The 24705-nt window shown below is 71.1% G+C and carries 21 protein-coding genes; 13 read left to right on the top strand and 8 right to left on the bottom strand.

Annotated elements, in window-relative coordinates:
- The 3 genes from F7R91_RS36400 to F7R91_RS36390 form a co-directional block, all read left to right on the top strand.
- The coding region (locus F7R91_RS36400) for a cytochrome c oxidase subunit I (protein ID WP_191971795.1) at positions 1-1011 on the top strand (1011 nt) is incomplete at its 5' end.
- Complete coding sequence (locus F7R91_RS36395; protein ID WP_150957259.1) at positions 1008-1343, top strand: hypothetical protein; 336 nt, start codon at positions 1008-1010, stop codon at positions 1341-1343. The genes F7R91_RS36400 and F7R91_RS36395, both read left to right, overlap by 4 nt.
- A gap of 39 nt (positions 1344-1382) precedes the next feature.
- Complete coding sequence (locus F7R91_RS36390; protein WP_150957277.1) at positions 1383-2612, top strand: glycosyltransferase; 1230 nt, start codon at positions 1383-1385, stop codon at positions 2610-2612.
- Positions 2613-2629: 17 nt separating this feature from the next.
- Here F7R91_RS36390 and F7R91_RS36385 read toward each other — a convergent pair whose 3' ends face one another.
- Positions 2630-3292, bottom strand: a complete 663-nt coding sequence (locus tag F7R91_RS36385) for a TetR/AcrR family transcriptional regulator (RefSeq protein WP_150957257.1) — start codon at positions 3290-3292, stop codon at positions 2630-2632.
- 201 nt (positions 3293-3493) lie between these two features.
- Between F7R91_RS36385 and F7R91_RS36380 the strand changes: the two genes are divergently transcribed.
- Positions 3494-4744 carry a YncE family protein gene (locus F7R91_RS36380; protein WP_150957254.1) on the top strand — a complete coding sequence of 417 codons (1251 nt, stop codon included), beginning with the start codon at positions 3494-3496 and terminating at the stop codon, positions 4742-4744.
- A gap of 88 nt (positions 4745-4832) precedes the next feature.
- Here the strand turns inward: F7R91_RS36380 and F7R91_RS36375 are convergent, their stop codons facing one another.
- Positions 4833-6692, bottom strand: coding sequence for a cellulase family glycosylhydrolase (locus tag F7R91_RS36375; RefSeq protein ID WP_150957251.1), 1860 nt, complete (start codon positions 6690-6692; stop codon positions 4833-4835).
- Between the two features lie 247 nt (positions 6693-6939).
- Here F7R91_RS36375 and F7R91_RS36370 point away from each other — a divergent pair, with 247 nt between their 5' ends.
- Genes F7R91_RS36370 through F7R91_RS36340 form a run of 7 tightly spaced genes read left to right on the top strand, consistent with a single transcriptional unit; the run spans position 6940 to position 14390 of the window.
- A complete protein-coding gene (locus F7R91_RS36370; protein WP_150957248.1) occupies positions 6940-7410 on the top strand; it encodes a (2Fe-2S)-binding protein in 471 nt (156 codons plus the stop codon).
- The gene (locus F7R91_RS36365; RefSeq protein WP_150957244.1) at positions 7407-9764 is read left to right on the top strand and encodes a xanthine dehydrogenase family protein molybdopterin-binding subunit; all 2358 of its coding nucleotides are present in this window, start codon (positions 7407-7409) and stop codon (positions 9762-9764) included. Before F7R91_RS36370 ends, F7R91_RS36365 begins: the two co-directional genes overlap by 4 nt.
- The gene (locus F7R91_RS36360) at positions 9761-10615 is read left to right on the top strand and encodes an FAD binding domain-containing protein (RefSeq protein WP_150957242.1); all 855 of its coding nucleotides are present in this window, start codon (positions 9761-9763) and stop codon (positions 10613-10615) included. Before F7R91_RS36365 ends, F7R91_RS36360 begins: the two co-directional genes overlap by 4 nt.
- Before the next feature lie 15 nt (positions 10616-10630).
- The gene (locus tag F7R91_RS36355) at positions 10631-11506 is read left to right on the top strand and encodes an AAA family ATPase (protein WP_150957239.1); all 876 of its coding nucleotides are present in this window, start codon (positions 10631-10633) and stop codon (positions 11504-11506) included.
- Between the two features lie 5 nt (positions 11507-11511).
- Positions 11512-12660: a vWA domain-containing protein gene (locus F7R91_RS36350; protein WP_150957236.1), complete on the top strand. Its 1149-nt coding sequence runs from the start codon at positions 11512-11514 to the stop codon at positions 12658-12660.
- A complete protein-coding gene (locus F7R91_RS36345) occupies positions 12653-13759 on the top strand; it encodes an XdhC family protein (RefSeq protein ID WP_150957233.1) in 1107 nt (368 codons plus the stop codon). Before F7R91_RS36350 ends, F7R91_RS36345 begins: the two co-directional genes overlap by 8 nt.
- A 10-nt stretch (positions 13760-13769) precedes the next feature.
- Positions 13770-14390, top strand: coding sequence for an SRPBCC family protein (locus tag F7R91_RS36340; protein ID WP_150957230.1), 621 nt, complete (start codon positions 13770-13772; stop codon positions 14388-14390).
- Between the two features lie 232 nt (positions 14391-14622).
- Here F7R91_RS36340 and F7R91_RS36335 read toward each other — a convergent pair whose 3' ends face one another.
- On the bottom strand, positions 14623-15132 hold the full coding sequence (locus F7R91_RS36335) for a metallophosphoesterase family protein (RefSeq protein ID WP_150957226.1): 510 nt from the start codon (positions 15130-15132) through the stop codon (positions 14623-14625).
- Between the two features lie 263 nt (positions 15133-15395).
- On the opposite strand from F7R91_RS36335, the gene F7R91_RS36330 reads away from it, so the two are divergent.
- Complete coding sequence (locus F7R91_RS36330) at positions 15396-17354, top strand: glycosyltransferase family 2 protein (RefSeq protein ID WP_150957223.1); 1959 nt, start codon at positions 15396-15398, stop codon at positions 17352-17354.
- Positions 17355-17358: 4 nt separating this feature from the next.
- Positions 17359-17961: a dTDP-4-dehydrorhamnose 3,5-epimerase gene (rfbC, locus tag F7R91_RS36325; protein ID WP_150957220.1), complete on the top strand. Its 603-nt coding sequence runs from the start codon at positions 17359-17361 to the stop codon at positions 17959-17961.
- Here rfbC and F7R91_RS36320 read toward each other — a convergent pair.
- From F7R91_RS36320 to F7R91_RS36295, 5 genes are all read right to left on the bottom strand, one after another.
- Positions 17951-18757 carry a class I SAM-dependent methyltransferase gene (locus F7R91_RS36320; RefSeq protein WP_150957217.1) on the bottom strand — a complete coding sequence of 269 codons (807 nt, stop codon included), beginning with the start codon at positions 18755-18757 and terminating at the stop codon, positions 17951-17953. The two genes, rfbC and F7R91_RS36320, sit on opposite strands and share 11 nt — an antisense overlap.
- Positions 18754-19635 (bottom strand): dTDP-4-dehydrorhamnose reductase, encoded by an 882-nt coding sequence (gene rfbD / locus F7R91_RS36315; protein ID WP_150957215.1) that lies wholly within the window; start codon positions 19633-19635, stop codon positions 18754-18756. The genes F7R91_RS36320 and rfbD overlap by 4 nt, the downstream gene beginning before the upstream one ends.
- The gene (gene rfbB / locus F7R91_RS36310; protein ID WP_150957212.1) at positions 19632-20612 is read right to left on the bottom strand and encodes a dTDP-glucose 4,6-dehydratase; all 981 of its coding nucleotides are present in this window, start codon (positions 20610-20612) and stop codon (positions 19632-19634) included. Before rfbB ends, rfbD begins: the two co-directional genes overlap by 4 nt.
- Positions 20609-21676 (bottom strand): glucose-1-phosphate thymidylyltransferase, encoded by a 1068-nt coding sequence (locus tag F7R91_RS36305; protein ID WP_150957210.1) that lies wholly within the window; start codon positions 21674-21676, stop codon positions 20609-20611. The genes rfbB and F7R91_RS36305 overlap by 4 nt, the downstream gene beginning before the upstream one ends.
- 441 nt (positions 21677-22117) lie before the next feature.
- Positions 22118-24565, bottom strand: a complete 2448-nt coding sequence (locus tag F7R91_RS36295) for a SpoIIE family protein phosphatase (protein ID WP_150957274.1) — start codon at positions 24563-24565, stop codon at positions 22118-22120.
- Positions 24566-24705: the final 140 nt, after the last annotated feature.

Raw genomic sequence — 24705 nt, 5'->3', positions numbered from 1 at the left:
CCCGTCCTGGCGGCTGCGCTGTTCGCCCTCGAGGCGGACCGCAAGTTCGGCGCCCACGTCTTCGACTCCGCGAACGGCGGAGCGCTGTTGTGGCAACACCTCTTCTGGTTCTTCGGACACCCGGAGGTGTACATCATCGCGCTGCCGTTCTTCGGCATCATCTCCGAGGTCCTCCCGGTCTTCTCCCGCAAGCCGATGTTCGGCTACATGGGCCTGATCGCGGCGACCATCGCGATCGCGGGTCTGTCCGTGACGGTGTGGGCGCACCACATGTACGTCACCGGCGGAGTGCTGCTGCCGTTCTTCTCCTTCATGACGCTGCTCATCGCCGTGCCGACCGGCGTGAAGTTCTTCAACTGGATCGGCACGATGTGGCGGGGCAGCCTGTCCTTCGAGACGCCGATGCTGTGGGCCATGGGTTTTCTGGTCACGTTCGTCTTCGGCGGACTGACGGGCGTCATGCTGGCCTCACCGCCGCTGGACTTCGCGGTCTCCGACTCGTATTTCGTGGTCGCCCACTTCCACTACGTCGTCTTCGGCACCGTCGTCTTCGCGATGTTCGCCGGCTTCCACTTCTGGTGGCCGAAGTTCACCGGCAAGTTGCTCGACGAACGCCTCGGCAAGATCACCTTCTGGACGCTGTTCATCGGTTTCCACGGCACGTTCCTGGTCCAGCACTGGCTGGGCGTGAACGGAATGCAGCGAAGGATTCCGGACTATCTGGCGGTGGAGGGCCTGACCCCCCTCAACACGGTGTCGACCGTCCTCTCCTTCCTGCTCGGAATGTCCCTCCTCCCCTTCCTCTACAACGTGTGGAAGACCGCCAAGTACGGCAAGCCGGTCGGCGTCGACGACCCCTGGGGCTACGGCCGTTCCCTGGAGTGGGCGACCACCTGCCCGCCGCCGCGGCACAACTTCCTCGCCCTGCCGAAGATCCGCAGCGAGTCCCCGGCGTTCGACCTCCACCACATCCCGACGCCCGCCCCGGAAAGGGAGTTGACCCCGTCATGAGCACCATGGACACCCGGGCGATGCTCAACGAGATCGAAGGCCACCTGCTCCTCGCGGCGACCCGCGAGCAGGGACGCAAGGCCGCCGCGCAGTTCAGCGCCCCGCTCGACTGGCTGACGAGCTGTCAACGGGAGGTGGTGGAGGGCCGGTTCGAGGAACAGTACCTCGAACTCGCCCGCGCCTCCTGGCAGCGCACGGCGGAGCGCGCGCTGCAGATGCGGGGCGAGTACGAGGAGACGTACCGCGGTCTACGGCGCCGCCTGCTGGCCGGATGGCTGCTGACATGCGCCGTGACCCTGGCCCTGGCCGCCCTGGTACCGGCCTTCGGCTAGGACCGCTACGACATACTGAACCTCGTGCGAGTAGCGATCATGACGGCGGGGTCCCGGGGCGATGTGGCCCCGTACACCGGTCTGGGGCACGGCCTGGTCCGTGCCGGGCACGAGGTCACCCTGGTCACGCACGGCTGCTTCGAACGGCTGGTGGCGGGATCGGGCGTCGGATTCCATCCGCTGCCGCTCGACCCGCGGGCGGAGCTGGAGTCCTCGCGCGGGCGGGGGCTGCACAGCAGCGCGACCGGCGTGGGGAAGCTGGTGCGGCTGGTCGCGATGGCGCGGGCGCTGGTGGGGCGCATGACCGACGACCTGGTGGCGGCGGCCCGGGCGAGCGACGTCCTGCTGGTCTCCGCCTCGCTCGGCCCGCTGGGGCAGGCCGTCGCCGAGGGCCTGGCCCTGCCGAGCCTCGGCGTCCACCTCCAACCGCTGGCTCCCACCCGGGAGTTCGCGCCGCCGGTCCTCGGTGTCCGCTCCTGGGGAGCCCTCGGCAACCGGCTCGCCGGGCACGGTGCCGGCCTGGCCGTCGAGCGGGTCTTCGCCGACGCCGTGCCGGCGGTACGGGCACGGCTGGGGCTGCCCCGCACCCGCCGCGGCGCGGCGCTGGGGGGCAGGGAGCGGCAGAGCAGGCCGGTGCTGCACGGCTTCAGCCCGCTGGTCGTGCCCCGGCCCCGCGACTGGCGCCCGGGTCTCGACGTGACCGGCTACTGGTGGCCGTACGACGTCAACGTCCAACTCCCCCACCGGCTACGGGAGTTCCTGGACGCAGGTCCGCCGCCGGTGTTCGTAGGACTGGGCAGCGCGACCGTGCCGGACCCGAGGCGGCTGAGTGCCGACATCGTGCGCGCCCTGCGCCGGGCGGGACTGCGCGGGGTGATCCAGCGCGGCTGGGGCGGGCTGGAGGCCCATGGCGACGACATGCTCACCATCGACGAGGTCCCGCACTCCGCGCTGTTCCCGCGGACGGCCGCGGTGGTCCATCACTCCGGCGCCGGCACAACGGCGGCCGGGTTGCGCGCCGGGGTTCCGGCGGTGCCGGTGCCCGTCCAGTTCGACGCGGCGTTCTGGGCCGCCCGGCTGGTCGGCCTGGGCGTGGCCCCGAAGGCGGTACCGCTGCGCCGTTTGACCGCCGACACGCTGGCCCCGGCGCTGATCAGAGCCACCCGCGATCCCGCGTACCGCGAGCGGGCCCGGTCCCTGGCGACCCGCATCCGCGCGGAGGACGGCGTGGCTCCGGTGGCGGACGCGGTGAACCGGGTGGCCGGTTAGAGCCTATGGAGCCCTGATCAGGTGGGAGCAGGGCCCCATCCCGGGGGCCGGAGAATCGACAGCAGCTGCCTGACCAGTTCGTCGACGACCTCGTCCAGCGTCGCGTCCACCCACCCGGCGTTCCAGTCGTGCAGCAGGCCGTTGACGCTGCCGATGAACGCCGTGGCCGCGATCCGGTAGTCCCGCGGAGCCGCCTCTCCGCGCGCGACGGCCGCCGCAGCCTCGGCGCACACGAGGTCGACCCAGCGGGAGCGGCGCGACAGGCGTTGTTCCTCCAGACGAGGACTCACGCCGATGATCTCGACGAAGGTGATGCGGACGCGGCGCGGATCGCCGGTGACGTTCGCGGCGTAGGCGCGGAAGATCGCGGCGGCGCGTTCGGCGAGCGGGAGGGGTCCGGCGCCCGCCACCGCGGCCACGACGGCCTCCTCGGCCCAGGCGTTGACCTGGAGGTGCAGGGCGGCCAGGACGTCCTCGAGCGTGCGGAACTCCTCGTAGAACTGACGTGTGGACAGTCCGGCCGCCTCACTGAGCGCGGCGACGGTCGTGGACCGGTAGCCGGGAGTGTCGCCGAACAGCTGGAGTGCGGCGTCCAGGAAGCGGCGGCGGCGCTCCGCCTGCCGCTCCTCGGCGGTCTTGCCACCGTAGCGGCCGGTCGGCGCTTTGAGCCTGCCCGTCACCGCACCTCCCCGTCTCGTCGGCCGGTCGATCTCGTCCGCCCGTCGATCCAATTTTGTCGTGTACGCAGTCTTGTGGAGAAGGGCACCCCTTCCTTACTTTTCAGTAAGTTCACTTTGAATGCACCTGTGTTCAGATTCCCCAGCCCCCACTTTGGCATGCCCAGATCATGACGCCTGCCCTTCCCAGAGGAGAGAGCACTCATGCCTGCCATCAGACCCAGGCACCTTTGCTCCGTGGCCGCCGCCCTCGTCCTGACCGTCGCCGCCCCCACGACCGCCGCCACCGCCGCCAGGGACTCCGCCGCGCTGCGTGAGGTGATGTTCATCGGCAACAACTGGGACGGCACGGCCGACGTGATCAAGTCGACCGGCGACCTGGCGAAGGTCGGCCGGATCGACGTCATCCCCGACAAGGACGAGCGGATGGCGGAGATCAACCTGCATCCGATCAAGTGGATCTACTTCATGGCGATCCGCAACAGCGTCGGCGAGGGCCACGACCAGTTCGTCGACGACATGTACTCCACTCCCGACGGCAGGTCGGTGGTCGTCTCACGGCCGAGCTTCGCCGATGTCGTCTCGATCGACCTCGCCACCGGGAACATCAACTGGCGTTTCCCGGTGTCGGGTTACCGTGCCGACCACATGGCGGTCTCCCCCGACGGCAAGCGGGTCGCGGTGTCCGCCTCGACCGCGACCACCGTGCACGTGCTGGACATCGCCACCGGCAAGCAGCTGGGTTCCTTCGCCACGGGCGACAAGCCGCACGAGAACATCTTCACCAAGGACGGCAGGTACATCTGGAACATGTCCATCGGCGATGTCAACACCGCGCTGGACGACCCGTTCTGGGACTGGACGAAGGGCAATCGGCGCATCACGGTCGTGGACGCGACGACGTACCAGCAGGTCAAGGTCATCGACATGCGCGAACGTCTGGACGCGATCGGCCTGAAGGACTTCTCCGACGCGGTGCGGCCCGCCGTCTTCTCGCCGGACGAGTCCACGCTGTACTTCCAGGTGTCGTTCTTCAACGGCCTTCTCGAGTACGACGTGGCCAGTGACAAGATCACCCGAGTGAGGACGCTGCCGAAGAACCCGGCGACCAGCTCGGACCGCACCACCTGGGTCAACGACTCGCGTCACCACGGCATTTCGATGAGCCCCGACGGCAGCAAGCTGTGTGTCGCCGGCACCATGGACGACTACGCGACGGTCGTCGACCGGACCACCCTGCAGGAAGGCCCGCTCAACACGACCTCCAAGCCCTACTGGGCCACGGTCAGCGGGGACGGCAGGGCCTGCGTCGTCTCCGAGAGCGGCGCCGACCAGGTCACGGCGATCGACTTCGCCACCGGCAGGAAGACGGTGTCGGTGCCGGTCGGCGACCATCCGCAGCGCGTCCGCCTCGGCCATGTGCCGACCAACTGGACAGGTCCGTTGCCGAGCTGACGTTCCCTCATCGGCATCGGAGGACCCTCCCTCGTCGGCACCCGACCCTCCCTCGCGGTCCGGTGCCGACGAGCGTTCCGGAGTCACCTCAGAAGTGCGCGGCGGTCCATGCCGCCAGCTCGGACTGCGCGTCGTTCAGCAGGTCCGTGGACGGTGCCGTCGCCCCGTTGGTCACCAGCGCGTAGTGCAGGACCCCGGAGTCCGCCGCGGTGAGCAGCAAGCGGCGGCTTCCCGTGCCACCCGGTTCGGGGGCAGCCGCGATCGGCGTGGTCCCGGTGTACGCCGGCGGGCCATGGGCCGTGCCCAGGTCGGAGACCACCGTCGTCGTCGCCGTGGGGAAGCTTGCCGGGAGATGCAGTTCGGTGGGCGCGGTGCCGCCGCCCGAGCGCCACAGCAGCAGCCCGTACTGCCCGGAGCCGACCAGTCGTGCCACGTTCGGCAGCGAGCCCGGAACCGGGTTCCAGGTCAGGGTCGTCGAGCCGTCGCGGGAGCGGTCCTCGTAGGTGAAGGCGACGGGCGTTCCGGACGTCGCGCTCGGGTAGAGGCGGTCGAGCAGACGGGCGTCCTGACGAAGGATCACCACACCCCAATCGTCGAGGCGTACGGCCGAAAGGTCCTCCTCGTTCCATGCGTCGCCGGAGGTCAGCACCTTGCCGGGGTTGTCGTTCATCAGCTCGTGATGGCGTCCGTTGTAGAGGTCCCACTGCCACTGGCTGCCGGAGAGGACCGGACCGGATCCGGCGGGGTTCGACCACCAACTCGCCCCCGGCAGACGGGAGTCGAGGGCCTGGTACATCGCCTTCAGTACGGTGGGGGCCTTGTCGGAGACCATTCCCGACAGCGGGTGGCCGAACTCGCTGACGACGGCGGCCGTGGATGCGGCCGAGGCCCGGTCGCGGATCGTCCCGAAGTCGGTGGTGTACTGGCCGTCGGCCGCCTTGCCCCACATCAGGATTCCGGAGACGGCCTTCTGGTCGTAGAAGTGGGTGTTGAAGACATAGCGCGGGCCGAGCGTGCCCGCGTCCAGCAGTCCGCCCACCTGCTTCTGGGAATCGATGTTGGCGTTCCAGAAGAGGTTCGGCTCCACGAGGGCGGGCTTGTCCTGCCAGCCGGCCGCGTCCATGCGCGCGCGGAACTTCCCATAGAAGGGCCACAGCAGGTCCCGCTCCCAGGTCCGACTGGTCCGGCCCGCTTCGTAGGTGCCCGCGTACGGCTCGTTGTAGGGGTCGAAGCCGACGATGCTGGCGAACTCCTCGGCGCTCAGATGCTGTCGGATGTACGTCATGGCCTGCTGGGCTGTGGCGAGGAAGGCGTCCTGCAGGCCGTGGGCGTTGTGCCAGAAGTCGTACTGTGCGGCCTTCACCGCCCCGTTCTGGGTGATGTTCTGGCCCCAGAAAGGGCAGATCCCGCAGAACTCGTCGGGGTAACCGCCCGCGTCCACGGCCCACTTGGGGGCGCCGTCGCCCGAGTACCAGCTGTCCCGGTCGAAGAGGTACCGGGAGTAGAGGTCCTGGTGGAAGTCGGGGTAGACGCGGATGCCGGCGTCGAGGAAGGCCCGCATCTGGTCCGTGACCGCGGCCAGGTACGCCGTGTCGACCTGGCCGCGTACGGGTTCGGCGTGGGCCCAGGACAACAGGAACCGGACCGAGTTGCCGCCCCCGAGGGCGCGCAGCGCGGTCGCGGACTTCCTCGCCTCGGCGACCGAGGCGAAGGGCAGGCCGTGGTTCTCCTCCAGCTTGGTCTCGCCGGAGACGTTGTAGCCGCGCAGGACGACCGTTCGGCCCTGGCCGTCGGTGAAGCGGCCGTTCGAGACGGTGAGGGGTGTGCCGTCGAACCAGAGGGTGTCGGGGACGGCGGTGGCGGCGGTGGCGGACGGGGTACCGGTCACCGTCGGTGATCCGAAGAGGACAACCAGAACAACGAGCAGACGCGCCCGGATATTCGGCATGTCCACTACAGTCTGGCGCTTTCATGACACCGTCAATACTTCTGACTCTTGAGTAAGTTTCAGATCCTCACCGGGTGCCCGCGGGACCCGTGCAGTGCAGCAGAGCCCCGCCCGCACGGGCAATGGATCAACGCCCAGCCGGCCGTGTCCCAGCACTCGCCGCGTCACCGGCGCAGTCATAGAGTGACGTACATCACGCGCATCCGATGTTTCCGACTCCTCCGCCCGCACGGCCTCAGGAGGGCATATGACCCACATCTCGGTGAAAGTGGACGGCACGACGTACGAGGACGACGTCGAACCGCGTCTCCTGCTCGTCCACTACCTGCGCGACCGTCTCGGCCTGACCGGCACCCCGGTCGGCTGCGACACCTCGAACTGCGGGGCCTGCACGGTCGAGCTGGACGGAGCCGCGGTCAAGAGCTGCACGGTCCTCGCCGTCCAGGCGGACGGGAGCGAGGTGACCACCGTCCAGGGGCTCGCCCATGACGGCGAGTGGACGGGGCTGCAGCGCGCGTTCCACGAGCAGCACGCACTCCAGTGCGGCTTCTGCACCCCGGGAATGATCATGGCGGCGCGCGATCTGCTGCGCGAGCACCCCCACCCCACCCCGGACGAGGTACGGCAGGGCCTGGAGGGCAACCTGTGCCGCTGTACCGGCTACCAGAACATCGTGCTGGCCGTCCTGGCGGCCTCCGAACAGGAGGTCACGGCATGACCGGGACGACGGAGCGCGAGGTCGGCCGGGCCCGGCCCCGCAAGGAGGACGCCCGCCTGCTCACCGGGCAGACCAACTGGACCGACAACATCAGTGTCAACGGACTCCTGCACCTCGCCATCCTGCGCAGCCCCATGGCACACGCGCGCATCGACCGCGTCGATGTGTCGGCGGCGCTGGAACGCCCCGGAGTCATCGCCGCGTTCAGCGGAAGGGACGTCGCGGAGGAGATGGGCTCACTGCCCTGCGCCTGGCCCGTCGCCGAGGACACCGTCGTGCCGGACCACCCGCCGATCGCCGTCGACGAGGTGCGCTACGCCGGCGATCCGGTGGCGGTCGTGGTGGCCCGCGACCGGTACACGGCCGCCGACGCCCTGGAGGCCGTCGAGGTCGACTACACCCCGCTGCCGGCCGCCCTGGACATCGAGACCGCGCTGGCCGAAGGCACTGCGCTGGTCCACACCGACAAGGGCACCAACCGGTCGTACGTCTACCGGGCGACCAGCGGAGACTACGAGGCCGCCAAGGCGCAGGCCGACGTCGTCCTGACCCGCCGCTACCACCAGCAGCGCCTCATCCCCACCGCGATCGAGCCGCGCGCCGTCGTGGTCACCCCGCTCGCCGCGTCCGGCGAGTTCACTCTCTACTCCTCCACCCAGGTCCCGCACGTGCTGCGGGTCATGCTCGCCGTCACGACCGGCATCCCGGAGAACAAGATCCGCGTGGTCGCCCCCGACGTGGGCGGCGGATTCGGCTCCAAGCTCCAGGTGTACGGCGAGGAGGTCATCACCCTCGTCCTGGCCAAGCGCCTCGGCCGGCCGCTGAAGTGGACCGAGTCCCGCTCCGAGGCCCATGTCGCCACCCACCACGGCCGCGGCCAGGTCCAGGACATCGAGGTCGCCGCACGCAGCGACGGCACGCTGCTGGGCCTGAGGGTCTCACTGACGGCCGACATGGGCGCCTATCTGATGCTGCTCAGCCCGGGGATCCCCATCCTCGGCGCCTCCATGTACCCGGCGATCTACAAGATGGGGGCCTACGACTTCTCCTGCACCGGCGTCTTCACCAACCGCACCCCGATCGACGCCTACCGCGGAGCGGGCCGCCCGGAGGCGACCTTCGCGATCGAACGGATCATGGACGATCTGGCGGCCGAACTCGGCACGGACCCCCTGGAGCTGCGGCGCCACAACTGGATCCGGCACGAGGAGTTCCCGTACACCACGATCGCGGGGCTCACCTACGACAGCGGCAACTACGAGGCCGCCACCGACAAGGCGCTCGCACTCTTCGACTACGACAAGCTGCGCGCCGAACAGGCGGACCGCAACCACCGGGGAGACACCGTACGGCTCGGCATCGGGATCTCCACATACACCGAGATGTGCGGCCTCGCCCCGAGCCGCTGGCTGGGCGAGATGCGCTACGCGGCGGGCGGCTGGGAGGCCGCGAACATCCGGATGCTGCCCACCGGCAAGGTCGAGGTCGTCACCGGCACCAGCCCGCACGGCCAGGGCCATGTGACCTCCTGGTGCCAGATCGCCGCGGACGCCCTGGGCGTCCCGTTCGAGGACGTCGAAGTGATGCACGGCGACACCAGGCTGGCGACGCACGGCATGGACACCTACGGCTCGCGCTCGCTCGTCATCGGCGGCGTCGCCGTCCACGAGGCGGCACTCAAGGTGGTGGCCAAGGCCCGCAGGGTCGCCGCGCATCTGCTGGAGGCGAACGAGGCGGACCTCGAGTTCGCGGACGGGGTCTTCTCCGTCAAGGGATCTCCCGAGGCGCGCAAGACCATCCAGGAGGTGGCGTTCGAGACGTTCGCCTCGCACGACCTGCCCGACGGTCTCGAACCGTCGATCAACGCCGAGCATGTCCTCGACCCCGACACCTTCTCGTACCCGCACGGCACCCACCTGTGCGCGGTGGAGGTCGACACCGAGACGGGTGCCGTGCACATCCGGTCGTACGTGTGCGTCGACGACGTCGGCAAGGTGGTCAACCCACCGATCGTCGAGGGCCAGCTGCACGGCGGCATCGCCCAGGGCATCTCCCAGGCCCTGTACGAGGAGGCCGTGTACGACGAGGAGGGCAACCTGGTCACCGGCACACTGGCCGACTACCTGGTCCCGGCCGCACCGGACCTGCCCGAATTCGTCACCGACCGCACCGAGACACCGGCCACGTCCAACCCCCTGGGGGTCAAGGGGGTCGGCGAGACGGGGACCATCGCCTCCACACCGGCCGTGGTCAACGCGGTCGTGGACGCCCTGCGCCCCCTGGGCGTCAAGGACATGCGTATGCCCTGCACCCCCGAACGGGTCTGGCAGGCCGTGAAGGAGGCGTCGGCATGATTCCCCCCGCATTCGACTACGCCCGCCCCAGCAGCGTCGACGAGGCGGTGCGCACGCTCGCCGGCGCGGGCGACGAGGCGAAGGTGCTGGCCGGCGGGCAGAGCCTGCTGCCCCTCATGCGGCTGCGGCTGGCATACCCCGAACTCGTCGTGGACGTCGGCCGGATCCCCGAGCTGCGCGGGGTCCGGGAGGACGGCGACACCCTGGTCATCGGCGCGATGACCACGCACCACGACGTCATCGCCGATCCGCTGGTGCGGCGGCACGCGGGCCTGCTGGCGGCCGCCACCGCGACGGTCGCGGACCCTGCCGTACGGCACCGGGGCACCCTCGGCGGCTCGCTCGCGCACGCCGACCCGGCCGCGGACCTGCCCGCCGTCGTCCTGGCACTGGACGGCGAGCTGGTCGCGCAGGGCCCGGGCGGCCGGCGCACCATCCCCGCGCGCGGGTTCTTCGTCGACTTCCTGCAGAGCGCGCTGGCACCCGACGAGCTGCTGGTCGAGGTGCGCATCCCGAAGGCGGACGGCTGGGGCTTCCACTACGAGAAGTTCCACCGGGTCGCCCAGGCCTATGCGATCGTCGGCGTGGCCGCGCTGGTGCGGCGGGACAACGGGCAGATCGCCGAGACACGGATCGGGCTGACCAACATGGGCGCCACGCCCCTGCGGGCGTCGGCCGCCGAGCATGCTCTGTCCGGCGCCGGAGACCCGGACGCCGTGGCCCGGGCCGCGGACTCGGCCGCCGAGGGCACCCGGCCCGCCCGGGACACCGCGGCCTCGCCCGAGTACCGGGCCCATCTGGCGCGGGTCCTGACCAAGCGGGCGGTCCTGGCCGCCGCCGGAATGGGGTGAGCGCCGATCACCCGGATGGACAGCCCGGAGCAGGTGCGGGCCCGCCTGGAGGAGACGGGGTACCTCGTCGACGACGGGCTGGCCATCGCCTGCTTCCTGGCCCTGAGGCTGCACCGGCCGATCTTCTGCGAGGGCGACGCGGGCGTGGGCAAGACCGCGCTCGCCTCCGCCCTCGCCGAGGCGCTCGACGCGCCACTCGTCCGGCTGCAGTGCTACGAGGGCATCGACGCCTCGCAGGCCCTGTACGACTGGGACTTCCCGCGCCAGCTGCTGCATCTGCGGGCCGCCGAGGCGGCCGGGGTCACCGACGCCGAACGGCTGGAGAGCGAGCTGTACGACCGCCGCTTCCTGATCGCCCGGCCGCTGCTGCAGGCGCTTCAGACGCAGCCGTCGGTGCTGCTCGTCGACGAGATCGACCGGGCCGACGACGAGTTCGAGGCGTTCCTGCTGGAGCTGCTGTCGGAGTTCTCGGTCACGATCCCCGAGCTCGGCACGCTGCGGGCCGAGGTGCCGCCGGTCGTCGTGCTCACCTCCAACCGCACCCGCGAGGTGCATGACGCACTCAAGCGGCGCTGTCTGTACCACTGGTTCGACCATCCGGGCTTCGCCCGTGAACTCGCCATCGTACGAAGGCGGTTGCCCGCCGTGTCGGCCCGGCTGGCCGAGCAGGTGACCGCGCTGGTGCAGGCGCTGCGCGAGCAGGACCTGCTCAAGCCGCCCGGGGTGGCCGAGACGATCGACTGGGCGCAGGCGCTCGACGCGCTGGGCGCGAACGAGGTGGACGCCGAACTGGCCGTCGCCACGCTGGGTTCGGTGCTCAAGTACCGCGAGGACGCCGAGCGGGCCCGGGGGCTCGATCTGGCGGCGGTGCTCGCCGCACGAGGGGCGTGAGAGACATGCTCGCCGCGGACGCCGCCTTCCTCGGCTTCGCCCGCGCCCTGCGCGCGGCCGGCGTCGACGCCGGCGCCGAGCGTCTGCACTCCTTCCTTCGCGCGGTCGACACCCTGCGGCCCGGGATGCGGTCGGACGTGTACTGGGCGGGCCGTCTCACGCTGTGCGGCAGCCGGGACGACCTGGAGCGCTACGAGCGGGTGTTCGCGGCCTACTTCGGCTCCGGCGGGTCCTTTGGCCGGCCCCGGCACACCACTCCCCCGCCAGGGCTCCGGCTCGTCGTACGGGACGCACCGCCCGGGACCCGTACGCCCCGGGACGGCGAGCAGCAGGTGCCGCCGACCGCAGCGCTGGCCAGCTCCACCGAGGTCCTGCGCCACCGGGACGTCGCCGCTCTGGACGAGGCCGAACGCGCCCAACTGCGGCGGCTGCTGGCCGCGTTCACCCTGCCCGGGCAGGCACGGCGGACCGCGCGGCGCCGGCCCGCCCGCCGCGGTGACGTCGATCCGCACCGCACGGTGCGCGAAATGCTGCGGCGCGGCGGGGAGCCGGCCAGGCTGCGCCGCCACGAGCGGGCCGAACGGCCGCGCCGGGTCGTGCTGCTGGTGGACGTCAGCGGCTCCATGGCGCCGTATGCCGACGCCCTGCTTCGGTTCGCGCACGCGGCCGTACGCGGGCAGCGCACGGAGGTGTTCACGATCGGGACCCGGCTGACCCGGGTGACCCGGGAGCTGTCGCACCGCGACCCGGACCTGGCGATGGCCGCGGTCGCCGGCGCGGTGCCGGACTGGCGCGGGGGTACCCGGCTCGGTGAGCTGCTGCGGGAGTTCCTGAACCGGTGGGGGCAGCGGGGCATGGCCCGCGGCGCGGTCGTGGTGGTGCTCTCCGACGGCTGGGAGCGCGGCGACCCGGAGCTGCTCGCGGCCCAGATGCGCCGTCTGCACCGGCTGGCCCACCGGGTGATCTGGGCCAATCCGCGCAAGGCGCGGCCGGGCTACGCACCGCTGGCCGCCGGGATGGCGGCGGCTCTGCCGAGCGTTGACGCCTTTGTCGAGGGGCACAGCCTGGCCGCGCTGGAGCGACTGGCGGCAGTGGTGCGAGGGGCTCCTGTGGAAACAGGGGTACTCGGTGGGAAAGGAGCGGATGGTGCGTGAGATTCTCCCGGTACTGACCGGCTGGTACACGGCCGGGGCACCGTTCGGCCTCGCCACGGTCGTCGCGGTCAGCCGCAGCGCGCCGCGCGATCCCGGCGCCGCGATGGCGGTGAAGCCGGACGACGAGGTCGTCGGCAGTGTCTCCGGCGGCTGTGTGGAAGGCGCCGTGTTCGAGGCGGCCCAGGAGGTCGTCGCGAGCGGCGAGGCCCGTCTGGAGACCTTCGGCTACAGCGACGAGGACGCGTTCGCGGTCGGGCTGACCTGCGGCGGCGAGATCACCCTCCTGGTGCGGCCCGTCACGCCCGAGCGGGATCCGTCGTTCGGCGAGGTCGCGGAGTCGGTCGCGGCCGGCCGTCCGGTGACGGTGGCCACCGTGACCGACGGGCCCGCGCCGCGCGGGGCCACCCTCGCCGTCTGGCCGGACCGGGTCGCCGGGACCCTCGGCACCACCGGCCTGGACGTGGCGGTGACCGCCGACGCGCGCGGCGAACTCGCCCTCGGCGCCACGGGCGTACGGCACTACGGGGCTCGCGGGGAGCGGCGCGAGGACGCCGTCTCCGTGTTCCTGCACTCCTTCGCGCCGCCGCCGCGGATGCTGGTGTTCGGCGCGATCGACTACGCGGCCGCCGTGGCCCGCATCGGCGACTTCCTCGGCTACCGGGTCACCGTCTGCGACGCCCGCCCCGTCTTCGCCACGCCCAAGCGGTTCCCGCCGGGCGTCGAGGTGGTCGTGGACTGGCCCCACCGCTATCTGCACGGCACGGACACCGACCAACGCACGGTGATCTGCGTCCTCACCCACGATCCGAAGTTCGATGTGCCGCTGCTGGAGGAGGCGCTGCGCCGGCCGGCCGCCTACATCGGGGCGATGGGCAGCCGCCGTACCCACGACGACCGTATGAAGCGGCTGGTCGAGGCCGGTCTGACGGACGGGGAGCTGTCCCGGCTGCGCTCGCCGGTCGGGCTCGATCTCGGGGCCCGTACGCCCGAGGAGGTCGCCGTGTCCGTGGCCGCCGAGATCGTCGCGCTGCGCTGGGGCGGCACCGGCGCCCCGCTGATGGCGACGGCGGGCGCGATCCATCCGTCCACCCCGCTGTGAGGAGGAAGCCATGGAGCTGCACCACGAGTTCACCGTCCCCGTCCCGGTCGACGACGCCTGGCGGACGCTCCTGGACATCGAGCGGATCGCCCCCTGTCTGCCCGGGGCGACCGTCGAGGACTACGACGGCAAGACCGTGACCGGTTCGGTGAAGGTCAAACTGGGCCCGATCACGGTCGCCTACAAGGGCACCGCCGTCTTCGAGGAGCAGGACGAGACGGCGCACCGGATGGTGCTGACCGCGAACGGCCGGGAGACCCGGGGCCAGGGCACCGCCCGTGCCACGGTCACCGGCACGCTCAGCGAGCAGAACGGCGGTACGGCCGTGTCGGTGCGGACCGAACTGACGGTGACCGGGCGTCCGGCGCAGTTCGGCCGGGGGGTGCTGGGGGAGGTGGGCGACCGGCTGGTGGGCCAGTTCGCCGCGTGCCTGTCCGAGAAGCTGACCCAGCCGGTGGCGCCCGCGGCGGAGGGTGCCGTGGCGGAGGAGGCCTGGGAGGAGAACGAGCCCCTCGATCTGTTCCGCACGGCGGGGGTTCCCGTCGCCAAGCGGGCCGTTGTCGCGGTGGCGGCGGTCACCGCCGTCGTGGCGCTGGTCATGGCCGTCGTACGGCGGTGCCGGCGTGCCTGAGCAGGGCGGCTTCGCCGCGGCCGGTCGGGCGGTGGCGGCGAGGAGCCGGGCCCACCGGCGAATCCGACGAAATCGGAGGTGTGGGACACCTCCCGCTGGGGTAGTCGCCGCACAACGGACCAGGCATGCGTGCCTGCCGTGCATCTGTACCTCCGACCGGAAGGAGGTCCGTGACAACGCACTCACGCAGCGCCCGGGCCGCTTCCGCACAGCCGGAGCGGCCCGGTTCTCGTCATCCTGGCTGCCGTTGAGGCAGTTGGTGCAGGAGTACATCCGTGAGGCGGCCGCCGGCCACGATCGCTGTCAGATACGTGCAGTACGGCTGACGGCGGCGGTCGGTCGGCGAGCCCGGGTTGAGCAGGCGCAGTCCGCCGGGTGCGGTGGTGTCCCACGGGATGTGGCTGTGGCCGAACACCAGGACGTCGAGGTCGGGGAAACGGGCGGCGCAGCGCGCCTCCCGGCCCTGCGCGGGACCCGTCTCGTGGACGACCCCGAAACGCAGGCCCTCCAACTCGGCGTACGCCACCTCGGGAAGGCGGGCGCGCAGCTGCGGCCCGTCGTTGTTGCCGTACACGGCGACGAGCCGTCGGCTGCGGCTCTCCAACAGGTCGAGGGTGTCGGTGTCGACCCAATCACCGGCGTGGAACACAACCTCGGCGCCCGGGAGTTCGTCTATCAGTTGCGGAGGCAGTGTTCTGGCGCGCTTGGGGAGGTGGGTGTCCGACATGAGAAGGAGGCGCACGTCGTCAGCCTAGAGCCGGCCGACGACCACCGGCCGCACCACGGCTCACCCGTACGGTCGAACCTGTGGCAGGTTCCGCTCGGTAAGAACGTCACGTGGGTTGAAATCCTGGAGTTGCTGGCCAGGACGCACGGCTGGGGCTGCGGCGGAACCGTCCCTACCGGTGGTTGAGTGGAAAGCAGCACAACCAGCGGGGTTAGCATCTGGCCACCCGCACCAGTCGCATCAACCACGGCAAGCCACCCAAGGGGGCCCGGAGCTCAATGCCGGTCAAGGTCAGCGTCATCGTTCCCGTGTACAACCCGGGGACCTACATCGAGGACTGCATCACCTCGCTGCTGAGGCAGTCGCTGCCCCCTGACGAGTACGAAGTGATCTTCGTGGACGACGGCTCCACCGACGGCTCTCCCGCCCGGCTCGACGCGCTCGCCGCGGAACACTCCCGGGTGACGGTCATCCACCAGGAGAACTCGGGCTGGTCGGGCAAGCCCCGCAACGTGGGGATCGAGGCCGCGCAGGGCGAGTACGTCATGTTCGTCGACAACGACGACTACCTCGGCGACGAGGCGCTGGAGCGGATGTACGACTACGCCGTGGCCAATGGTGCCGATGTGGTCGTGGGCAAGATGGCCGGCCGGGGCCGGCCCGTGCCCGTGGAGCTCTTCCGCCGCAACCACCCGCACGCCACCGTCGAGAACGCCCCGCTCATCGACAGCCTCACCCCGCACAAGATGTTCCGCCGGGAGTTCCTCGACAAGATCGAGCTGCGTTTTCCCGAGGGCCGGCGGCGTCTGGAGGACCACGTCTTCGTCACCGAGGCGTATCTGCGCGCGGACGGCATCTCGGTGCTCAGCGACTATGTGTGCTACTACCACGTCAAGCGTGACGACGCCGGCAACGCGGGCTTCCAGCGCTTCGACCCGGTCGGCTACTTCAAGAACCTGCGCGAGGCCCTCGACGTCGTCGAGCGGTACACCCAGCCGGGGCCGCTGCGCGACCGTCTCTTCCGGCGCTGGCTGCGCAACGAGATGATCGAGCGGATGCGCGGCAAGCGGTTCCTCGCCCTGCCCGACGACGGCTACCGCCGGCAGATGTTCGAGGAGATCCGCGATGTCGTCGTGGAGCGGTTCGGCCCCGGTGTCGCGGCCGGACTCCAGCCGACCCAGCAGGTCGTCGGCGCGCTGATCGCCGCCGACCGGTTCGACGATCTCGTGGGCTTCGCCGAGTGGGAGGCCGCCATCAGGCCCACCGCGGCTCCGCTCGACGTGCGCTGGCAGGACGGCACGCTGCGGATCGGTCTGTCCGCCGAGTTCGTGTCCGGCAAGAAGCCCATGACGTTCCCCGCCGACGGTGTCTCCACACCGCTGAACGGCGCGCCCAAGGACGTCGACGCGGCGATCGCCTGGGTCGCCGCCGACACCGTCGCCAAGTTCGACAAGGCCACGGTGGACCTGATGCTGCGGGAGCGCTCCAGCGCCGCGCAGTACTTCCAGCCCGTGGAGTTCACCCGGGAGACCATGCCGGTCGGGGACGACGGGCGGGTCCGGCTGGTGCTGCACGCGACCGCCTCCGTGGACGCCGGCACCGCGGCCGGCGGCGCGCCGCTGGGTGGCGGACTGTGGGACGCGTTCGTCCGCGTCAAGCTGGGCGGCTGGACCAAGGAGTGCCGGCTGGGGCCGGTGCCCCGGGCGGGCAGGACGGCCGCGCCCGCGGGAGTCGTCGGCGGCCGCGTGGTGCTGCCGTACTGGACGCACCCGCAGGGCAACCTCGCCCTGGACGTCGACCGCGCGAGCAAGCGCCTCGGTCTGAGCGGCCTGACCCCGGAAGACGTCACGGTGTCCGACGGCCGGCTGCGCGCACCGCTGCCGCTGCACCTCCCCGGCGACACCAAGGTGATGGTGCGGCTCACCGCGCAGACGATCCTGGAGGTGCCCGCCACGCTCTCCCCCGCCCCCGACGGCACCGGGGCCCTGCTGGAGGCCGAGCTGCCCTCCCGTGACCTGCGGGGAGCGACCTGGCGGGTCGCGCTGAACGCGGTTCCCGGCGCGCACGAGCCGCGCTTCCTGGTGCTGCCGTTCGTCCTGCGCGGCAGGGCCGGCGGGGTGCAGGTGACGCGTGGTCCCCAGGCGGGGCTGCTGCGCCGGCTCGCGCGCAAGGCGCGGCGCACGCTCGGCGGGATCCTCTGGAAAACGGCAACCGGTCTCAAGACGCGAAGGGCGTGACGGAGTGCGATCACTGGGAATTGAGGGCTCCTGGGTGCTGGAGCCCAAGGTCTTCCCGGACGAGCGGGGCACCTTCCACGAGTGGTACCGCGGGGAGGAGTTCCGCGAGGCCACCGGCTACGACCTGGATCTGGCGCAGGCCAACTGCTCGGTCTCGCGCCGGGGCGTCCTGCGCGGGGTGCACTTCTCCGATGTGCCCCCCGGCCAGGCCAAATACGTCACCTGTGTGCGCGGTGCCGTCCTCGATGTGGTGGTCGATCTGCGCGTCGGATCGCCCACCTTCGGGCAGTGGGAGGCCGTGCGGCTCGACGACGACACCCAGCACGCCGTGTTCCTCGCGGAGGGTCTCGGGCACGCCTTCATGGCGCTCACCGACGACGCGACGGTGGTGTACCTGTGCTCGACCGGCTATGCGCCGAAGCGCGAGCACGGGGTGAACCCGCTCGACCCGCAGCTCGCGCTTCCGTGGCCCGAGGGCATCGAGCCGCTGCTGTCCCCGAAGGACGCCGAGGCCCCCTCACTGGCCGAGGCGGAGCGGTGCGGGCTGCTTCCCAGCTACCCGGACTGCTCCGCCCACTACGAGCGGCTGCGCGGCCTCAGCGGCTGACGTCGCTCAGCTGCTTGAGGCTCCGGCGCAGGGGCTCCCAGCCGCGGGACCGCTTGGTCCCGCGGTTGCGGGAGCGCACCAGCGGAGCCCAGAAGCCGGCGCCCAGCAGCGTCTCCGGCTGGATCGCCGACGCCCGCTCCAGAACCGTCTCCGGCACCTTCTGCGGATCGGGGACCTCGTACTCCGCGATGATCTCGTCGTACTTGTCCTTGAGGACCGTGTTGGTCGGGTCCGCGCCGAAGACCACCAGTTGGCCGGTGGGGTGGGTGTCGACCAGGATCGTCTCCAGGTCCGGCCGGTAGCGGTGCAGGATCTCGATCAGCTTGTAGACGTCGCCGGTCCAGGCACCGGTGTGCCGGTCACGGGCCGCCTCGTCCACGTTCCGCGGCAGCATGTCGTCGAAGACGATCACGCTGGCCCAGTCCGAGTGCTTCTCGATGTTGATGAAGTCGCGCAGCGCGTACTCGAACAGGTGCATGCCGTCGATGAACGACAGGTCGAGGGTGGTGCGGCGCCAGTGGCCGAGCGGGCTGCGGCCCCGGCGCAGATTGCGCAGGGGGTGGCGGCCGCCCTTGAGATGGCCCAGCGGATTGCTGCGGGCGAAGAAGTCGTCACTGGTGGCCTTCGCCAGATGGACGTCGCAGCGGATCTCCGTGACCACCTTGAACGCGGGGTCGATCGCGATACTGGGCACCCGGGACAAGGTCAGGCTGCGGCCGTCGTTGACGCCGATCTCCAGGTAGTTGCGGTTCGCGCTGGCCTTGTGGAGCCCCCGCAGGAACTCATGGCGTTTCACTGGGCATTCTCCTTGCGGATGTGTGGCAGTGCTTCGTGCAGGGCTTGCCGCCAGTCCCGTGGCGGAGCCAGTCCGGTCTCCCCCCACCGGTCGTGCCCGAGGGCGCTGTAGGCGGGACGCGGCGCGGGCCGGGGGAAGGCCGCGCTGCTGGTGGGGCGGACCCGGTCCGGGTCGGCGCCGACGAGCCGGAACACCTCGCGGGCCAGTTCGCACCAGGTGGCCTCGCCCGAACTGGTGGCGTGGAAGATACCGTGCGGGGCGCCCTCGCGGCAGAGCAGCGCGCCGAGATCCGCGATCCGTTCCGCGACGTCGACGCTCCACGTCGGCTGTCCGCGCTGGTCGTCGACGACGTCGAGGGTGTCCCGGCGTGCCTCGAGCTCGAGCATCGTACGGACGAAACTACGGCCGTGGACACCGTAGAGCCAGGCCGTGCGCACGACGGCGCTCGCGGCGGGCAGTTCCTCCAGCACCGCTTGCTCGCCGGCGAGTTTGGTACGGCCGTACGCGGTGCGCGGGGCCGTGGGATGGTCCTCCGGGTACGGCGTGCTGCGGGCCTCGCCGTCGAAGACGTAGTCGGTGGAGACATGGACGAGACGCGCGCCGTGTTCGCGGCAGGCGCGGGCGAGCAGCCGCGGGCCCTCGCCGTTGATCCTCAGCGCCCGCGCCTCGTCCTGCTCGGCGTCGTCGACGGCGGTGTACGCGGCGCAGTTGACCACCACGTCGGGGCGGTGCTCGGCGAACGCGCGCGCGGCACTCTCCGGGCTGGTGATGTCGAGGGCGGCGTGGTCCAGGGCGGCCACCTGCTCGCCGCGCCCGCGCAGTTCCTCGACCACGTCGCGGCCGAGCATCCCGCCCGCGCCGGTGACCAGCCACCTCATACGTGCTCCCCGCCGACGCGCCGCTTGAGCGGCTCCCACCAGTCACGGTTGTCCCGGTACCAGGCGACGGTGTCGGCGAGGCCCGACCGCAACTCGTGGCGCGGGCGGTAGCCGAGCTCGGTGCGGGCCTTGCTCCAGTCGACGGAGTAGCGCAGGTCGTGACCCTTGCGGTCCTCGACGTACTCCACCATGTCCCAGTCCGCTCCGCAGGCGTCGAGGAGCAGGCCGGTGAGCTCCTTGTTGCTCAGCTCGGTGCCGCCGCCGATGTTGTACACCTCGCCGGGACGCCCCTTGGTGCGCACGAGGTCGACTCCCTGGCAGTGGTCCTCGACGTGCAGCCAGTCACGGACGTTGAGGCCCTTGCCGTACAGCGGGACCTTCCTCCCGTCCAGGAGGTTGGTGATGAACAGCGGGACGACCTTCTCCGGGAACTGGTGCGGGCCGTAGTTGTTCGAGCATCGGGTGACGCGGACGTCCAGGCCGTGGGTGCGATGGTAGGCCAGGGCGAGCAGGTCGGAGGAGGCCTTGGAGGCGGAGTACGGGGAGTTGGGCGCCAGCGGGTGTTCCTCCGGCCACGATCCCTCGTCGATGGAGCCGTAGACCTCGTCGGTGGAGACGTGCACGAACGCGCCGACGCCGTTGCGCAGCGCCGAGTCCAGCAGCGTCTGGGTGCCCACGACATTGGTGCGGACGAAGTCGGCGGCGCCCATGATGGAGCGGTCGACATGGGACTCCGCGGCGAAGTGCACGACCTGGTCCGCCTCGGAGGTCAGCTTGTCGACCAGTTCGGCGTCGCAGATGTCGCCCTGTACGAACTCCAGCCGGGGATGGCCGAGTTCGAGGTTGTCCAGGGTGCCGGCGTAGGTCAGCTTGTCCAGCACGGTGATGTGCGGGGCGTCCGGTGCGCGGGAGTCGAGGAGCATCCGGACGTAACGCGAGCCGATGAACCCGGCGGCGCCGGTGACGAGGAGATTCATGAATGGATCTGCACCTTGCTGTGGTCTCCGAGAACGAGGCGGTGGGCACTGGGCACACTCGGCGCCGGGGTGACTTCTACGTGCCTGCCGATCAGTGAGGACTCGATCCTGCCCACCCCGAGGATCGAGGAGTCCCGCAGCACGATGGAGAACTCCAGCTCACTGTCGGTGATCCGGCAGTTCTCCGCGATGGAGGTGAAGGGGCCGACGTAGGAGTCGCTGACCACGGTTCCGGCGCCGATGACGGCGGGGCCGACGATGCGCGAGTTCATGATGCGCGCGCCCTGCTCCACCACCACCCGTCCGATGGCCTCGGAGGCCTCGTCGACCTCGCCGTCGAGGCGTGCCTCCAGCGTCTCCAGGACGGTCCGGTTCACCTCCAGCATGTCGACGACGTTCCCGGTGTCCTTCCAGTAGCCCTTGATGACTGTGGAGCGGACGTCGGCACCGATGTCGATCAGCTGCTGGATGGCGTGGGTGATCTCCAACTCGCCGCGCCAGGAAGGCCTGATGGCCCGCACCGCCTCGTGGATCACGGGCGTGAACAGATACACGCCGACCAGGGCGAGGTCGCTCTTGGGATGTTCCGGTTTCTCCTCCAGGGAGACGACCTGCCCGCCCTCGTCGAGTTCGGCGACACCGAAGGAGCGGGGGTCCTGCACCCGGGTCAGCAGGATCTGGGCGTCGGGCCGGTTTCTGCGGAACTCGTCGACGAGGCCGGAGATGCCGCCGACGATGAAGTTGTCGCCCAGGTACATCACGAAGTCGTCGTCGCCGAGCCAGTCCCGTGCGATGAGCACGGCGTGGGCGAGGCCGAGGGGCCGTTCCTGGGGGATGTAGGTGACCTTCAGGCCGAACGCCGATCCGTCGCCCACCGCCTCCTCGATCTCGGCGGCGGTGTCGCCCACGATCACACCGACTTCGGTGATGCCGGCCGCGGCGATGGATTCCAGGCCGTAGAAAAGAACGGGCTTGTTGGCCACGGGTACGAGTTGCTTGGCCGAGGTGTGCGTGATCGGCCTCAACCGTGTACCTGCGCCACCTGACAGCACGAGAGCCTTCATCTGCGCAACCTTAGCCCGTCATCTGGTGAACGGCGGGTTTCACGCGTTCTGCGTTGTCCTCGTTGTCCTCGGGGGATGTCCTCACGACCGGTGGGGCGGCGGCCCCGTGGCTGGTCAGTCCTCACCTCGGACGATGTTCCGCTCGGGACCCGATTCAGTCGTAAGAGGGACCCGCTCGTCCTCGACGGCCGGGAGACAGGTCCGCAGGGCGCACTCGCCCCGCAGGCGACGGGCCCTCGACCAGCCCGTCTCGGGCAGGCGGGCGACGGTTTTCACACTGCTCTGCGAGGTCACGGCGCTTCATCTTCCTTCTTTCACGTGCTGTGCACCGGGTCCCCGTATGTGTCCCGGGTAAACGCGCGCCCGGCGCCGCCACGGGGAGAGCGCGCTTCACCGCCGAACTCACCTGTAACAGGACCGCAGTTCGTGACCCACCGTCCCTCATGCATCCAGCGCGATCTCGCACCACACCTGCTTGCCGCCGCTGACGGGCAGCGTGCCCCACGCCACCGACATGGCCTCGACGAGGAGGATGCCGCGGCCGCCGGTGGCCTCCCATCCCAGGTTGGTCGGCTTGACGGGGGTGCGGGGCGAGGAGTCGGCGACGGAGACGCGCATCCGGTTGTTGATGAGGGTGAGGTCGAGGCGGACACGGCCGTCGGTGTGCACGAGGGCGTTGGTGACGAGTTCGGAGACGACGAGCAGGACGGCGTCCATATCGTCGGCCGGCACGCCCCAGGTGCGCAGGGTGCGCCGGGTGAAGCGGCGGGCGTGCCGGACCGCCTCGGGGACCCGCCACACCGTCCAGCTCTCGCGCAGCGGACGTGCGGCCATGCCGTCGTAGCGCATGAGCAGCAGGGCGACGTCGTCGCTGCGGCGGGCGTTGCCGAGCAGGGCGTCGGCGACGAGCCCGAGGTGGGCGGGGTCGGAGCCGGCCAGTTCGTCGGCGAAGCGGTCCATGCCCTCGTCGATGTCGGCGTCGGCGGACTCGACCAGGCCGTCCGTGGTCAGCGCGAGGACCGTGCCGGGCTGGAACCGGAGGGAGCTCATCGGGAAGTCGGCCTGCATCGACACGCCGAGCGGCGGACCGCCGTCGGTCTCGGGGATGTCCGTGACGCCGTCCGGGTGACGCAGCACCGGCGGCAGGTGCCCGGCCCGTACGTACCAGGCGGAGCCCTCCTCCAGATCGATGTCGACGTAGCAGCAGGTGGCGAAGAGGTCGCTCTCCATGTCCAGCAGGAGACGGTTGGCGTGCGAGACCACCACGTCCGGCGGGTGTCCCTCGACGGCGTAGGCACGCAGTGCCGTGCGCATCTGGCCCATGAGGGTGGCGGCGCCGGCGCTGTGGCCCTGCACATCACCGATGACCAGGGCGACGTGGTTGTCTGGCAGCGGGATCACGTCGTACCAGTCGCCGCCCAGCTCCAGCCCGGCCGAGCTCGGCAGATAGCGGGCGACGGCGACCGCGCCGGGCAGCTTCGGCAGTCGGCGGGGCAGCAGCTGGCGCTGGAGCATTCCGACGAGCTCGTGCTCCGCGTCGAACGCGTGGGCGCGCATCAGGGCCTGCCCGGCGAGGCCTGCGGAGGCGGTCAGCAGGGCGCGTTCGTCGGGGTGGAAGTCGTGCGGGGCGTCCCAGCCGATCAGACAGGCGCCCGCCATGCGGCCCGCGGCGGGCAGCGGCAGCACGGCGAGGCCGCCGGGGCCCACCTCGGCGAGGGCCGGTTCCAGGGGCGTACCGGCGGGCCAGATCGCCGCGCGCCCCTCCCGCAGGGCGGCGGCCAGGGTGGGCATCGCGCGCACCGGCGCGTCGGGCCACTCGCTGCGCCACTCCAGGCGCCACAGCTCGGGCCAGGCCTCCGGCTCGGGCGGGTCGAGGACGGTGACCACGAGCCGCTCGTTCTCCAGCTCGGCGAGCGCGATCCGGTCGGCCTGCAGCGGCTGCCGCAGGGCCGAGACGACGGCCTGGCTGACGTCCCGGACGGTGCCCGCGGTGGCCAGGGCGGCGGCCAGGCGCTGGACACGGGCCACGTCGGTGACGTCGGAGCGCAGCGTGGAGGCGTCGGCGACGCTGCCCACGAGCCGCGCCGGGTGGCCCTCGCCGCCGGGCAGCAGGCGTCCGCGCAGCCGGAGCCACTTCGGTGGGCCGGACGGCTGAAGGACACGGAACTCCAGCTCACGGTCGCCGATGGACATGTGGTCGGCCTCGACCACGGACATCAGCGCCGGCAGGTCCTCGGGGACGGTCAGGCCCAGCAGGGTCTCGACCTTGCCGTCGAACCCGGCCCGGGTGAGGCCGAACAGCTCCAGGATGTCGTCCCCGACCTCGACGCGGCCGGTGTCCATGGCGAGGCTGAAGGCGTCGGAGGCAGGCTCCTCGCCCTCCGCCCGCGGGGCCGGGGCGGGGGCGACGACCGCGTCGGCAATCAGTTCCAGGCACTTGCGCTCGTCGTCGTCGAAGCCGTGGGCGCCCTCGCTCACGGCGACCAGACAGGCCCGGCCGCCGTCCCCCTGGGCGGGCAGCAGGGCCAGGAAGAAGTCCCGGGAGGGCGTGCGCCGGGACTCCGCGCAGGCCGCGAGGTCCTCGGGGCCGAGCCACATCGGCCGCCCGGCGCGCTGCGCGTCGGCCAGCGGGGAGCGGCCGGCGCTCGGATAGCTGTCGCGCAGCCCGTACACCGTCCTCGGCACCCCGGCCGACTCGACGAGGCACAGCACGTCCGCTTCCCCGCCCGGCGTGTACACGGCGGCGAGCGTCGCCCCGGCGAAGACGAGCGCCTGTTCCAGCACCCGGCGCAGCCGATCGGGCGTGTCCGGACCGTCCCTGAGCGCCGCGAGGGCGACTTCGGCACGCAGCGTCCTCGTTCCGCGACCCGCTGCGCCCTCACTGACCACGTCCGCCATTACAGCGCTTATGGGGCACCCGCGCAGCCCCTGTGACCGTTCCGCGGGGTGCGGGCGGGGCCCGGGACCGAAACGCGCCGAACATGCCTTCACGCCGCCGCGCGCCTCGGCTGTCGGAGGCATGAGCCGGG

The sequence above is a fragment of the Streptomyces luteolifulvus genome (assembly GCF_008806595.1).
GTDB classification, from domain to species: Bacteria; Actinomycetota; Actinomycetes; order Streptomycetales; family Streptomycetaceae; genus Streptomyces; species Streptomyces luteolifulvus.
The sequence above is the reverse complement of the archived record's forward strand: the minus strand, read 5'-3'. Positions and strand labels throughout refer to the sequence as shown.

Bases quoted from the DNA above. Each gene is read 5' to 3' on its own strand.
- F7R91_RS36360 (WP_150957242.1), top strand. From the start codon at position 9,761: ATGATTCCCCCCGCATTCGACTACGCCCGCCCCAGCAGCGTCGACGAG.
- F7R91_RS36365 (WP_150957244.1), top strand. From the start codon at position 7,407: ATGACCGGGACGACGGAGCGCGAGGTCGGCCGGGCCCGGCCCCGCAAG.
- F7R91_RS36395 (WP_150957259.1), top strand. From the start codon at position 1,008: ATGAGCACCATGGACACCCGGGCGATGCTCAACGAGATCGAAGGCCAC.
- F7R91_RS36340 (WP_150957230.1), top strand. From the start codon at position 13,770: ATGGAGCTGCACCACGAGTTCACCGTCCCCGTCCCGGTCGACGACGCC.
- rfbB (WP_150957212.1), bottom strand. From the start codon at position 20,612: ATGAATCTCCTCGTCACCGGCGCCGCCGGGTTCATCGGCTCGCGTTAC.
- F7R91_RS36375 (WP_150957251.1), bottom strand. From the start codon at position 6,692: ATGCCGAATATCCGGGCGCGTCTGCTCGTTGTTCTGGTTGTCCTCTTC.
- F7R91_RS36350 (WP_150957236.1), top strand. From the start codon at position 11,512: ATGCTCGCCGCGGACGCCGCCTTCCTCGGCTTCGCCCGCGCCCTGCGC.
- F7R91_RS36380 (WP_150957254.1), top strand. From the start codon at position 3,494: ATGCCTGCCATCAGACCCAGGCACCTTTGCTCCGTGGCCGCCGCCCTC.
- F7R91_RS36330 (WP_150957223.1), top strand. From the start codon at position 15,396: ATGCCGGTCAAGGTCAGCGTCATCGTTCCCGTGTACAACCCGGGGACC.
- F7R91_RS36370 (WP_150957248.1), top strand. From the start codon at position 6,940: ATGACCCACATCTCGGTGAAAGTGGACGGCACGACGTACGAGGACGAC.
- rfbD (WP_150957215.1), bottom strand. From the start codon at position 19,635: ATGAGGTGGCTGGTCACCGGCGCGGGCGGGATGCTCGGCCGCGACGTG.
- F7R91_RS36355 (WP_150957239.1), top strand. From the start codon at position 10,631: ATGGACAGCCCGGAGCAGGTGCGGGCCCGCCTGGAGGAGACGGGGTAC.
- F7R91_RS36305 (WP_150957210.1), bottom strand. From the start codon at position 21,676: ATGAAGGCTCTCGTGCTGTCAGGTGGCGCAGGTACACGGTTGAGGCCG.
- F7R91_RS36390 (WP_150957277.1), top strand. From the start codon at position 1,383: ATGACGGCGGGGTCCCGGGGCGATGTGGCCCCGTACACCGGTCTGGGG.